We start from the raw sequence: 13,457 nt of genomic DNA, 5'->3' as shown, positions 1-13,457 counted from the left end.
CCCCATGCCGAAAAAACTCGCGGCGCTATTGTTCGCCGTCACAGCGATCGTTTCAATCCGGACGGCCCCCGTCTTTGCGCAGGAAGGGCTGTGCTCGGCCCCCGTCGCCGCAGAAGGCGCTGTGCTGAAGGATTATCGTCCGATATTCCAGCGCTGCGCCAATGAAGCCGGCGCAAAGCGACTCGCCATCCGAAGCATGAAAGCCAATGGCGCGGCCCTCTTGTTCATGGTCGACCCCGAGTCGCTCTCCACCCGCATCGAGCGCGCCGAATGCTGGCGCTGCGCCGACGCCTCGGATGCGGAGGAGAGCGGGACCCGCTTTATCGCAGCGCTACGCAAGCCCGCCGGGGATACGATTCCCAAAGTGCTGGAAAACGCGGGATTGATTCATGGCGAGGGAGGCGGAAGCTTCCTCACCGGCGACCTCTGCCCGAGCCGGAAGCCACTCGACCGCGGCTTTTTTGAAGCGCTGGAGCCCCGGACGCCGATCGCGCTGGCCGTCTCGGGCCTATGGATCCAGCGGCACGGCCCCGACTGGGAGTGGCTGAAGCGCAAGGCCGAAAGCGGCGCCCTGGCCATCAGTTGGGTCAACCACTCCTTCAGGCACCCCTACGTCCGGGGTCGCCCGGACGGCCAGACCTATCTTCTCACCCCTGGCGTCGACATCGGCAGGGAAATCCTTGAAACGGAAAAGCTCATGATCTCGGGCGGCGCGACGCCCTCGGCGTTCTTCCGCTTTCCCGGCCTCGTGTCCGACGAGGCCTTGATGGAAAAACTGCGGGAGAGGCACCTCATCGTCCTCGGATCGGACAGCTGGCTCGCTCTGGGGCCCCCGCCCCGGCCGGGTTCGATCGTGCTGGTTCACCCCAACGGCAATGAAGAGGCCGGCTTGAAAATATTCAACCGGCTCGTCGCCCAGGGCAAAATGCCGAAGCCCTTTCGCCCCATCGTCGAAGCGCCGGCGAAAAACGACATTTTCACACAAACAAAAATGCCGTAGAACAGAATAAATACAAAAATTAGTAGTAATTTTTGCTAGACATCTGGCGACAACACTTTGGCATTCGAAGCGTGATCCGAATCAATAAATGTGTATTCCAAGACATCCCGCATCTATTGATCAAGCGCTGCAGTTGATGAAGCATGACCGCCTGGATAGAGGCAAAAGGCGATGCCGAGCCCTCTGTCCCGTCTTCGCCCGGAAGGCGGCATTGTCGCAAAACTTGAGCGCCAATCCTGTACGAAGGCGCATGGCCCCGCTAGTCTGGCGCGATCCATGGCCGCTCGAACGTCGCCGTTCGAACGGATAGCCCGCCATTTTTCCTTACATTGACAAGGATAGAGGCGCCTCTTATCTCTCCGGCGGAAAAATTCGAGCCGAAACCTGGCGAACCCATCTGGCGGCGAGTCTCGGAATGGCCGGGAGCCGCGTGAGCCACGAAATTTTCAGGTTTCATCGAAAGCGCCGCGCCGCGCGGGCGACAGGCGACGGTCCAGACAGAAAGGTTCTTGCATGTTGGGCGCCATCGCCAGAAAAATTTTCGGCTCCGCCAACGACCGCCGCCTGAAAACATACCAGCCGAAAGTCCGCGCCATCAACGCCCTGGAGCCCGAGGTGGCGGCGCTCTCGGATGACGAGTTGCGGGCGCGCACGCAGGAATTCCGGGAACAGCTCGCGGCCGGCCGCAAGCTCGACGATCTTCTGGTCCCGGCTTTCGCGACCGTACGCGAAGCGGCGAAGCGCGCCCTGGGACAACGCCATTTCGACGTGCAGCTGGTCGGCGGCATGGTCCTTCACGAGGGCGGCATCGCCGAGATGCGCACCGGCGAGGGCAAAACCCTGGTCGCCACCCTTCCCGTCTATCTGAACGCGCTCAAGGGCGAAGGCGTGCACGTCGTCACGGTGAACGACTACCTCGCCAAGCGCGACGCCGAGTGGATGGGGCAGGTTTACCGGTTCCTCGGCATGTCGGTCGGGACCATCGTCCACGACATTTCCGACGAGGACCGCGCGGCGGCCTACGCCAGCGACATCACCTACGGCACCAACAACGAATTCGGTTTCGACTATCTTCGCGACAACATGAAATACGAGCTGGCGCAGATGGTGCAGCGCCGGCATTCCTTCGCCATCGTCGACGAGGTGGATTCGATCCTCATCGACGAGGCGCGCACGCCTCTGATCATTTCGGGCGCCGTCGACGACAAGTCCGATCTCTACAACACGATCGACCGGCTGATTCCTTCCCTGACCCCCGAGGACTACGACCTCGACGAGAAGCAGCGCTCCATCAGCCTGACCGACGCAGGCAACGAGCATATGGAGGAGCTGCTGACGGAAGGCGGCGTCCTCACGGACGGCGCGCTCTACGAGGCGCAGAACGTCACCATCGTCCATCACATCAACCAGGCGCTGCGCGCCCACAAGCTTTTCCAGCGCGACAAGGACTACATCGTCCGCAAGGGCGAGGTCGTCATCATCGACGAGTTCACCGGGCGCATGATGCCGGGAAGGCGCTATTCGGAAGGCCTGCATCAGGCGCTGGAAGCCAAGGAGCATGTGGCGGTCCAGCCCGAGAACGTCACGCTGGCGTCGATCACCTTCCAGAACTACTTCCGCCTCTACGACAAGCTCGCCGGCATGACCGGCACCGCCTCCACGGAAGCGGCGGAATTCGCCGAGATCTACAAGCTCGACGTGATCGAGATTCCGACCCACCGTCCGGTCCAGCGTCTCGACGAAGACGACGAGGTCTATCGGACCGCGGACGAGAAGCTCAAGGCGATCGCCGCGGAAATCGAGGCCGCGAGCGCCAATATGCAGCCCCTGCTGGTCGGCACGACCTCGATCGAAAAATCCGAGCAGCTCGCCGAATATCTGGCCAAGCAGGGCTATCGCCAGATCGACTTTTCCGATCCCAAGGCCCTGCAGAAGCTCTATCAGGCCGCGCGCGCAGGCAAGCCGTCGAAACTCTTCGCGGTCCTGAACGCGCGCTTCCATGAGCTCGAAGCCTATATCGTCGCCGAGGCGGGCGTGCCCGGCGCGATCACGGTGGCGACCAATATGGCGGGCCGCGGCACCGACATTCAGCTCGGCGGCAACGTGGAAATGCGCGTCGCCCAGGAATGCGCCGGGCTGGAAGGGGCCGCGCTCGAAACCAGGGAAGCCGAGATCCGCGCCGAGATCGCGAAGTTCAAGGAACAGGCGATCGCTGCGGGAGGGCTCTACATCATCGGAACCGAGCGCCACGAAAGCCGGCGCATCGACAACCAGCTGCGCGGCCGCTCCGGCCGCCAGGGCGACCCCGGCCGCAGCAAGTTCTTCCTGTCGCTGCAGGACGACCTGATGCGCATTTTCGGCTCCGAGCGCATGGATTCCATGCTGGTCAAGCTCGGGCTTCAGGAGGGCGAAGCCATCGTCCACCCCTGGATCAACAAGGCGCTCGAAAAGGCGCAGCAGAAGGTCGAGGCGCGCAACTTCGACATGCGCAAGAACGTGCTGAAGTTCGACAACGTCATGAACGACCAGCGCAAGGTGATCTTCGAGCGCCGCCGCGAGATCATGGCGGACCTGAGCGTCGAAGAGCAGGTCGCGGACATGCGCGAGGACGTCGTCGGCGGGCTGGTGGCGCGCCACATTCCGCACGACGCCTACGCCGAAGCCTGGGACGTCGCGGGCCTTTCGGAAGAGGTCAAGGCCAAGCTCAATCTCGATCTTCCGATCAAGGACTGGGCTGCGGAAGAAGGCATCGCCGACGAGGAGATCCGCGAGCGGCTGCTGCATGCCGCCGACGCGGCCTATGCGGCGAAGGCCGAAAGAATCACGCCCGACCTCGCGAGGATGATCGAAAAGCAGGTCGTGCTCCAATCGCTGGATTATCTCTGGCGCGACCACCTCGTGGCGCTCGATCACCTTCGTCAGGTCATCGGCTGGCGCGGCATGGCGCAGCGCGACCCTCTCAACGAATATAAATCCGAGGCTCTGGAGCTGTTCAAGACCCTGATGGAGCACTGGGACGACCGCGTGACCAGCCAGCTCATGTGGGTCGACGTCTCGTTCGAGGCCCCGCCCTCGGCGCCTCCGGAACTGCCGCCGCTGCAGATGATGCACCCCGCCCCCGAGAGCGCCGGAGCGGAGGAGGGAACGCTCGCCGACCTCAACGCCCGCCTCGCGTCCGCCGATTTCTCGCCCGCCGCCCTGGCGCCCGCGCCGGTCCAGCCGCGCGACCCGCAGGACGAGAACACCTGGGGCAAGGTCGGCCGCAACGAGCCCTGCCCTTGCGGCTCGGGCAAGAAATACAAGCACTGCCACGGCGCCCTGGCCTGATGGGGCGCCCGGCCTCCATGTCAGCGCGCTTTCCGCTCGAACGGAAAGGTTCGAGCGGCCTGAAGTAGAAGCGACGACCCAGTCCCGGAGACCATTCCCGTGTCCAAGATCGATTTTTCCAAGGTTCTCGTCGCCCAGGGCGGCGGCCCCACCGCCGTCATCAACCAATCGCTGGTAGGCGCGGTGCTGGAGTCGCGGAAGTTCCGCGAGGTCGAGCGGGTCTACGGCGCGTTCCACGGCGTGCGCGGCGTCGTCAACGAGGAATTCGCCGACCTCACCCAGGAAACGACCCATAATCTGGAGCTGGTCGCCGGCACCCCCTCTTCGGCCCTGGGCTCCACCCGCGACAAGCCGGACCTCAAATATTGCCAGGAAATCTTCAAGGTCCTGCAGGCCCACAAGATCGGCTGTTTCTTCTACATCGGGGGCAACGACAGCTCAGATACGGTGCGCATCGTCTCGCAGGAGGCGAAGGCCCACGGCTATCCCCTGCGAGCGGTCCACATCCCGAAGACGATCGACAACGACCTGACGGTCAACGACCACACGCCCGGCTTTCCTTCTGCGGCGCGTTTCGTGGCCCAGGCTTTCGCTGGCGCAAATCTGGACAATTGGGCGCTGCCGGGCGTGTACATCGGTGTCGTAATGGGACGCCACGCCGGCTTCCTCACGGCGGCGTCGGCGCTGGGCAAAAAATTCCCCGACGACGGCCCCCATCTCATCTACATCCCGGAACGGCCGTTCGTCGTCGAGAAATTCCTGGCCGACGTGAAGGCCACCATGGACCGGCTGGGCCGCTGCGTCATCGCCGTTTCCGAAGGCGTTTGTGACGAAAATCATACGCCTATCGCCGAAAAACTAGCCAAACAGGTGGAACGCGACGACCATGGCAACGTCCATCTCGGAGGCGGGGCGCTTGCCGACAACCTTACCGATTTGATAAAAGAAAAATTGGGCTTCAAGCGGGTTCGCGCCGACACCTTCGGCTATCTGCAGAGAAGCTTCGTCGGCTGCGTTTCGGACGTGGACCAGCGCGAAGCCCGTGAAGTGGGCGAAAAAGCGGTGCAATACGCCATATGGGGCGACCGCGACGGCACGGTGACAATTCATCGCACCGGGTTCTACTCGGTGGATTACCGTCTCACCCCCCTCGAAGAAGTGGCGGCGAAAACCCGGACCATGCCGGACGAGTTCATCAGCCCCTGCGGCTCGGACGTCACCGACGCCTTCCGCTACTATCTGAGGCCGCTGCTGGGAAGCGGCATGCCGGACGCCTATCGTCTGCGGCTCGCCCGGGTGCCTAAAATCCTCAAGGGCCAGGGCTGAGCATCGGCTGGGCCTTTTGGGCGCCGTTCTTGCTTCCCACAGTGAACGCTGCGCCAGTTGCAATCTGGGCAGCCGGCTGTACATTGGTTTGGTCACCCCGGCAAAGGTAGGGAGCGGCGTCTTTTCCTTGGGATCCATGCGGCGCCCCTTCCACCATTTGTTAGGCGGGCGTCTGGTAACAGTTATGGTTGGTTCGATTCGCCGCGCGGGCTGAATTGATCGGGAGAAAAACATGAGCAAGGTCGGCAGCAGCGACTCCAAGAACACGCTCTACTGCTCGTTCTGCGGCAAGAGCCAGCATGAGGTGCGCAAGCTTATCGCCGGACCGACGGTCTTTATCTGTGACGAATGCGTCGAACTCTGCATGGATATAATCCGTGAAGAAAATAAGACGGCGCTGGTCAAGCAGAGGGACGGCATCCCTACCCCCCGCGAGATTTGCAAGGTTCTGGACGATTACGTGATCGGCCAGGCCCAGGCCAAGCGCGTGCTGTCCGTGGCCGTGCACAACCACTACAAGCGCCTCAATCACGCGACCAAGCACGGCGACGTCGAACTCGCGAAATCCAACATTCTCCTGATCGGGCCCACGGGCGTCGGCAAAACCATGCTGGCCCAGACCCTGGCCCGCATCCTCGACGTCCCCTTCACCATGGCGGATGCGACCACGCTCACGGAAGCCGGTTATGTGGGCGAGGACGTCGAGAACATCATCCTCAAGCTGCTCCAGGCGTCCGACTACAACGTCGAGCGGGCCCAGCGCGGCATCGTCTATGTGGACGAAATCGACAAGATTTCGCGCAAGTCCGACAATCCGTCGATCACCCGCGACGTCTCCGGCGAAGGCGTCCAGCAGGCGCTGCTCAAGATAATGGAAGGCACGGTCGCCTCGGTGCCGCCTCAGGGCGGACGCAAGCACCCGCAGCAGGAATTCCTTCAGGTCGATACGACCAACATCCTGTTCATCTGCGGCGGCGCTTTCGCCGGGCTCGAGAAGATCATCTCCTCCCGCGGACGCAGCACCTCCATCGGCTTCGGCGCGACGGTGCAGGCGCCCGACGAGCGTCGCACCGGCGACATATTCCGTCAGGTTCAGCCCGAGGATCTGCTCAAGTTCGGCCTCATTCCCGAATTTGTCGGCCGACTGCCCGTGATCGCGACGCTGGAAGACCTGGACGAGGAAGCGCTGAAGCGCATCCTCACCGAGCCGAAGAACGCCCTGGTCAAGCAGTATCAGCGGCTGTTCGAAATGGAGAACACCGAACTCACCTTCCAGGACGAGGCCCTCTCCTCCGTCGCGCGGAAGGCGATCGAGCGCCATACCGGCGCGCGCGGCTTGCGCTCCATCATGGAGGGCATATTGCTGGACACCATGTTCGATCTGCCCGGTCTCGAAGGCGTCGAGCAAGTGGTGATCGGTCCCGAGGTGGTCGAAGGCAAAGCGCGTCCACTGTATATCTACGCCGAACGCTCCGAGAAGGCCGGCGCCAGCGCGTGATTGCGCACCGGGCGCCCGCACAACCGTCGAGCTTCGAGCGACGGATGAAACCGGGCGCCTCTTTACGGACGCGGGAGCGACGTCTCGGGCCGACGCGCCGAGACGCAGCGCATGGCTGTCGCTTCCGACGAGCGAGACCGAAGCATTTTCTCGTCGCGGCAGTCTGTCGCCTGAACGAGAGCGCGTAAAAAGGACTATCGGGTGAGCGGAGCGTCAAGCGTTCGCGCATGCGTGAAGCCTGAGGCGACCGCCGGGGCGCGCCAAGCCCGCGGTGAGCCGGTGGCCTGACAATCTTGAAACACGCCCGGCGCCACCCATCTGTTGCGTAATGAAGTCCCCGAGCATAACCCTCCCCAAGGAGCGTCATGGGTCGCGTCGAAGCAGACAGTGAGCACCAGACGCGCTACGGCGTGAAGTTTGCTTCGTCGAGTCGCGTCCAAGTCGCGGCGAGAACCTTAAGGAATAGCAGATGACGAGTGAAAAGCGCGGAGCCATCGCACCAGGAACGGTCGAGAGCTTTCCGGTCCTGCCTTTGCGCGATATTGTCGTTTTTCCCCATATGATCGTGCCGCTTTTCGTAGCGCGGGACAAATCGATTCGGGCGCTCGAAGAAGTCACGAGGACCGACAGGCCGATACTTCTGGCGACGCAGAAAAACGCCGGCGACGACGATCCCGCGACGGACGCCATTTACGCGATCGGGACTCTCGCGACCGTTCTGCAACTGCTGAAGCTGCCCGACGGCACGGTCAAGGTGCTCGTCGAGGGTCAGAGCCGCGCCAAAGTGCGTCAGTATTCCCGTTCCGACGACTTCTATGAGGCGGACGCCGAAGTTCTGAGCGATGAAATCGACAATCCGGTCGAAGTGGAGGCGCTCGGCCGCTCCGTCGTGTCGGAATTCGAAAGCTATGTGAAGCTGAACAAGCGCGTTTCTTCCGAGATCGTCGGCGCGGTCACGCAGATCGAGGATTTCTCCAAGCTCGCCGACACCGTGGCTTCGCACATCTCGGTGAAGATCTCCGACAAGCAGGACGTGCTCGAAACGGTGAACGTCTCGCGGCGGCTCGAAAAGTGTCTGGCGCTGATGGAGAGCGAAATCTCCGTGCTGCAGGTGGAGAAGCGCATTCGCACCCGCGTCAAGCGCCAGATGGAGAAGACGCAGCGCGAATATTATCTCAACGAGCAGATGAAGGCGATCCAGAAGGAACTCGGCGACGAGGACGGAAAGGACGATCTCGCCGAGCTCGAGGAGCGCATCAAGAACACGAAACTGTCGAAGGAAGCGCGCGACAAAGCGACAGGCGAACTCAAGAAGCTTCGCCAGATGTCGCCCATGTCCGCCGAGGCGACAGTGGTGCGCAACTATCTCGACTGGATCCTCTCTATCCCGTGGGGCAAGCGCTCCAAGGTCAAGAAGGATTTGGTGCAGGCTCAGGAAATCCTCGACGCCGATCACTTCGGCCTCGACAAGGTCAAAGAGCGCATCCTCGAATATCTGGCTGTGCAGACCCGCGCCAACAGGCTCGCGGGCCCGATCCTGTGCCTTGTGGGACCGCCCGGCGTCGGCAAGACCTCGCTCGGCAAATCCATAGCCAAGGCTACTGGGCGCGAGTTCGTGCGCATGTCGCTAGGCGGCGTGCGCGACGAGGCGGAGATTCGCGGCCATCGACGCACCTATATCGGTTCGATGCCCGGCAAGATCATTCAGTCGATGCGCAAGGCGAAGACCTCGAATCCGCTGTTCCTGCTCGACGAGATCGACAAGATGGGCATGGATTTCAGGGGCGATCCCTCCTCTGCGCTGCTCGAAGTGCTCGATCCCGAACAGAACGCTTCGTTCAACGACCATTATCTCGAGGTCGACTACGATCTCTCGAACGTGATGTTCGTGACCACGGCCAATACGCTGAATATTCCGGCGCCCTTGATGGACCGCATGGAAATCATCCGCATCGCCGGCTACACCGAGGACGAAAAGGCGGAAATCGCGCGCAAGCACCTCATTCCCAGCGCGATCAAGAAGCACGGCCTCGAACCCAAGGAATGGACCGTCGAGGACGACGCCCTGAAGGTTCTGATCCGGCGCTACACGCGTGAGGCGGGCGTCCGCAATCTCGAACGCGAAGTGTCCAATCTGGCGCGCAAGGCGGTCAAGGAGCTGCTGCTTTCCAAGGATGTGAAGCACGTGGTCGTCACCGCCGCCAATATCTCCGACTATCTCGGCGTGCCGAAATACCGGTACGGCGAAGCGGAGCTCGAGGATCAGGTCGGCGCAGTGACCGGCCTCGCCTGGACCGAAGTCGGCGGCGAGTTGCTGACCATCGAAGGCGTGATGATGCCCGGCAAGGGCCGCATGACCGTGACCGGCAACCTGCGCGACGTGATGAAGGAATCGATCTCCGCGGCCGCGTCCTATGTGCGCTCGCGGGCCGTCGATTTCGGCATAGAGCCGCCGCTGTTCGACCGCAGGGACATCCACGTCCATGTGCCGGAAGGCGCGACGCCCAAGGACGGTCCGTCGGCGGGCGTCGCCATGGCGACCGCCATCGTCTCGGTCATGACCGGGATTCCGGTTCGCCGGGAAATCGCCATGACGGGTGAAATCACCTTGCGCGGGCGCGTGCTGCCGATCGGCGGATTGAAGGAGAAGCTCCTTGCGGCTTTGCGTGGCGGGCTCAAGAAAGTTCTGATCCCGGAAGAAAACGCGAAGGACCTCGCGGACATTCCCGAAAACGTCAAGAGCGGGCTCGAAATCGTCCCGGTCTCCCGTATGGAGGAAGTCCTGGCTCACGCTCTCGTCTCGCAGCCGACGCCTATCGTCTGGCACGAACCGCCGGCGGCCCTCTCGTCGCACAAGGGCGACGAAGACGCTTCCGGAGTGCGAGCGCACTGATCCGCCGCGCTTGCTCCGGATGCTCTGCGCCGGGGCGGCGATCGGCCTGCGCGGCATAAAGAGAGAGACAGGCGAATAATCGCGCCCGACGGGAACGTCGGAAGCCCGTAGAATTGGCCCGTTCCGCCCTCCCGGCGGGACGGGTTTTTTTGCGTTGCGAAGAAATTGGCGCAGCGCAATACGCGCCAAATCAAGGGTTTCTCGGGATAAAAGTGACGCGATAGCGTAAATTTCCCCGGCTTTCCGGGGATTTTTGCCGTTGAGCAGCCTCCGAGCCCTTGCAATTGCTGCGATTCGGGCTCACCGTCCGCGAGCACTGGGCGCCGGGATTCGATCTCAGCCCGCGGGAAACCGAGTCCAGCGGGCTCCGGCAATCGGTGAAAGGAACAAAAAGGAACAGGCCATGGTCAATAAATTGGAATTGGTCGAACACGTCGCCGCCGCAACCGACACCTCCAAGGCCGCCGCAGCGGCGGCGCTCGACGCGGTTCTCGAGGGGATCACCAAGGCTCTCAAGAAGGGCGAGGAAGTCCGGCTGGTGGGCTTTGGGACCTTTTCCGTAAAGAAGCGCGCCGCGGGCAAGGGACGCAATCCCGCCACCGGCGAAGAGATCAAGATTCCGGCTTCCAAGAGCGCCCGTTTCAAGTCCGGCGCCACTCTCAAGGCCGCTCTCAACAAGAAATAACGCCGCTTTCGCTTTCGAGGCCTGGTCGAATAGTCTCGCGAGGTTCCGCCGCCGGGGGCGCCGCCTTCGGCGGCCCTTGGCGAGATCCAGACTTGCTTTTGTCCGCCGGCATCCGATAAGTCTCTTGGGCGCGGAACGCGCGACGGGCGGTTAGCTCAGTTGGTAGAGCATCTCGTTTACACCGAGAGGGTCGGCGGTTCGAGCCCGTCACCGCCCACCATGGCCGCGAGCGAAAGCCGCTTAAGCACTAAGATTGCACGCGACCGGCGAGGATGCGGCGAGAAGGGGCATGGGAAAGTTTTTTATCGAAATTTACCGCCCGCTCGCTCTGGCGTTTTTGCTGATGCTGGGATTCTCCGCTCAGGCCGAAGCCATGAATTTCGAGGTCGTGACCCTCGGCGGCCGGCACTGCGGAGCCCACTGCCCTCAAGTCATCTCTGCGGAGGGCGAGATCGGCGAAGGAAGCCCTGAGGAGTTCCTCCGCTTCGTCCGGGAAAACATCGGAGGAGGCGAACTTCACGGCATCGTGCTGCTCGACTCGCCGGGGGGACGCGTCGCTGCCTCCATGGAACTGGGCCAGACCATCCGCAGCCTCGGCATGGCCGTCGTCGTCGCGAGGCCGGGACCTTCGACCGCCCAGAATGGAGATCTGTTCTCCGGGCGATGCTATTCCGCCTGCGTCTATGCCTTGATGGGCGGGCGCAAGCGCGTAATCCCGCCGCAGAGCCGCGTCGGCGTGCATCGCATGTTCAACTATACGACGAGCTTCGACCTGGCGGCGGGGGGCTTCGTGCGTGAGCGCTATCTCGACGACGGGGACATGCGCGACAAGCTGGCGCGCTACAGCTCGATGATGGGCGTCAGCCCCAGCCTGATCAACCTCGCCGAACACACGTCGCCCGACCGCATTCACGTGCTGACCAGAGCTGAAATCTCGCGCTGGCGGCTCGGCTCCCAGAAACTGTAGCCCCCGACCCCCAGGAGCGTTTTCTGCACGAAAAGCGGGTTTCCGCTTTTCGCCGAAATGCGCTAATCCAAAATCGGCGCTTACGGCGCCTAAAACATTTAAGGCGAAACGTCCATGAAGCACATCCTCGACGGACTCGAAAAGCGGCGCGACTCGGCGCGCCTCGGCGGCGGCCACAAGCGTATCGAAGCGCAGCATGGACGCGGCAAGCTGACCGCGCGCGAGCGCATCGAGCTCTTGCTCGACACCGGCTCTTTCGAGGAATTCGACATGTTCGTGCAGCATCGCTGCACCGACTTCGGGATGGACAGCGGCGAAAAAATCCCCGGCGACGGCGTCGTCACCGGATGGGGCACCGTCAACGGACGCGCCGTCTTCGTCTTCGCCAAGGACTTTACGGTTTTCGGCGGCTCGCTTTCCGAGACCCATGCGCAGAAAATCACCAAGCTCCAGGATATGGCGCTCAAGAATCGGGCTCCGATCATCGGATTGTTCGACGCCGGCGGCGCCCGCATCCAGGAGGGCGTCGCGGCGCTCGGCGGCTATGGCGAGGTGTTCCAGCGCAATGTGCTGGCGTCCGGCGTCATTCCCCAGATCTCCGTCATCATGGGCCCCTGCGCCGGCGGCGACGTCTATTCGCCCGCGATGACCGACTTCATCTTCATGGTCCGCGACACCAGCTATATGTTCGTCACCGGCCCGGACGTGGTCAAGACGGTCACCAACGAGACCGTGACCGCCGAAGAGCTCGGCGGCGCCTCGGTCCACACCACGAAAAGCTCGATCGCCGACCGCGCTTACGACAATGACGTCGAGGCGCTGCTCCAGATGCGGCGGCTGATCGATTTCCTGCCCTCGTCCAATACCGACGAAATCCCCGACTGGCCCAGCTTCGACGATTCGGACCGGCTGGACATGTCGCTGGATACGCTCGTTCCCGACAATCCCAACAAGCCCTACGATATGAAGGAGCTGATCTCCAAGATCGTGGACGAAGGGGATTTCTTCGAGCTGCAGGATGCGCACGCAAAGAACATCGTGATCGGCTTCGGCCGCATCGAGGGCCGCACGGTCGGTTTCGTGGCGAACCAGCCCATGGTGCTCGCCGGCGTCCTCGATATCGACGCTTCCAAGAAGGCCGCACGCTTCGTCCGCTTCTGCGACTGCTTCAACATTCCGATCGTGACGCTGGTCGACGTGCCCGGCTTCCTTCCCGGAACGGCGCAGGAATATGGCGGGCTCATCAAGCACGGGGCCAAGCTGCTCTTCGCCTATGCCGAGGCCACCGTTCCGAAAGTGACCCTGATCACGCGCAAGGCCTTCGGCGGCGCCTATGACGTCATGGCCTCGAAGCATCTGCGCGGCGATATGAACTACGCCTGGCCTTCGGCGCAGATCGCCGTGATGGGCGCCAAGGGCGCGGTCGAGATCATTTTCCGCTCCGACATCGGCGATCCCGAGAAGATCGCCCTTCGGACCAAGGAATATGAGGACCGCTTCCTTTCGCCTTTCGTCGCGGCCGAGCGCGGTTATATCGACGAAGTGATCATGCCGAACGCCACGCGCCGACGCCTCGCCCGCGCGCTCGCGCTGCTACGGCACAAGAAGCTCGAAAACCCCTGGAAGAAGCACGACAACATCCCGCTTTGACGAAAGCTGCGCGGGAAACGCCCAAGGCCGTCGGGTGTTACAGGGCCAGAAAATCGCCCTGCCCCGCCTCCCGGCGCCCCGGCCCGTCGAAGACTGACGGAGTAACGCATC

8 protein-coding genes and 1 tRNA gene are annotated in these 13,457 nt (G+C 62.6%); all 9 read left to right on the top strand.

The window, feature by feature from the left end; translation table 11 throughout:
• Positions 1-4 precede the first annotated feature (4 nt).
• The 9 genes from H2LOC_RS01745 to H2LOC_RS01705 all read left to right on the top strand — a co-directional run bounded on the left by H2LOC_RS01745 (position 5) and on the right by H2LOC_RS01705 (position 13,346).
• The gene (locus tag H2LOC_RS01745; protein ID WP_246206942.1) at positions 5-1,000 is read left to right on the top strand and encodes a polysaccharide deacetylase family protein; all 996 of its coding nucleotides are present in this window, start codon (positions 5-7) and stop codon (positions 998-1,000) included.
• Positions 1,001-1,513: 513 nt separating this feature from the next.
• Positions 1,514-4,327, top strand: a complete 2,814-nt coding sequence (gene secA, locus H2LOC_RS01740; protein WP_136494819.1) for a preprotein translocase subunit SecA — start codon at positions 1,514-1,516, stop codon at positions 4,325-4,327.
• 99 nt (positions 4,328-4,426) lie between these two features.
• Positions 4,427-5,653, top strand: coding sequence for a 6-phosphofructokinase (locus H2LOC_RS01735; RefSeq protein WP_136494818.1), 1,227 nt, complete (start codon positions 4,427-4,429; stop codon positions 5,651-5,653).
• A 232-nt stretch (positions 5,654-5,885) separates the two neighbouring features.
• Positions 5,886-7,151 carry an ATP-dependent Clp protease ATP-binding subunit ClpX gene (gene clpX / locus H2LOC_RS01730; RefSeq protein ID WP_136494817.1) on the top strand — a complete coding sequence of 422 codons (1,266 nt, stop codon included), beginning with the start codon at positions 5,886-5,888 and terminating at the stop codon, positions 7,149-7,151.
• 469 nt (positions 7,152-7,620) lie between these two features.
• Positions 7,621-10,044, top strand: coding sequence for an endopeptidase La (lon, locus tag H2LOC_RS01725; RefSeq protein ID WP_136494816.1), 2,424 nt, complete (start codon positions 7,621-7,623; stop codon positions 10,042-10,044).
• A gap of 403 nt (positions 10,045-10,447) precedes the next feature.
• Complete coding sequence (locus H2LOC_RS01720; protein ID WP_136494815.1) at positions 10,448-10,729, top strand: HU family DNA-binding protein; 282 nt, start codon at positions 10,448-10,450, stop codon at positions 10,727-10,729.
• A 144-nt stretch (positions 10,730-10,873) separates the two neighbouring features.
• Positions 10,874-10,949, top strand: a tRNA-Val gene (locus tag H2LOC_RS01715).
• A 69-nt stretch (positions 10,950-11,018) separates the two neighbouring features.
• Positions 11,019-11,696 carry a COG3904 family protein gene (locus H2LOC_RS01710; protein WP_246206941.1) on the top strand — a complete coding sequence of 226 codons (678 nt, stop codon included), beginning with the start codon at positions 11,019-11,021 and terminating at the stop codon, positions 11,694-11,696.
• A gap of 114 nt (positions 11,697-11,810) precedes the next feature.
• Positions 11,811-13,346, top strand: a complete 1,536-nt coding sequence (locus tag H2LOC_RS01705) for an acyl-CoA carboxylase subunit beta (protein ID WP_136494814.1) — start codon at positions 11,811-11,813, stop codon at positions 13,344-13,346.
• Positions 13,347-13,457: the final 111 nt, after the last annotated feature.

The sequence above is a fragment of the Methylocystis heyeri genome (assembly GCF_004802635.2).
GTDB classification, from domain to species: domain Bacteria; phylum Pseudomonadota; class Alphaproteobacteria; order Rhizobiales; family Beijerinckiaceae; genus Methylocystis; species Methylocystis heyeri.
The sequence above is the reverse complement of the archived record's forward strand: the minus strand, read 5'-3'. Positions and strand labels throughout refer to the sequence as shown.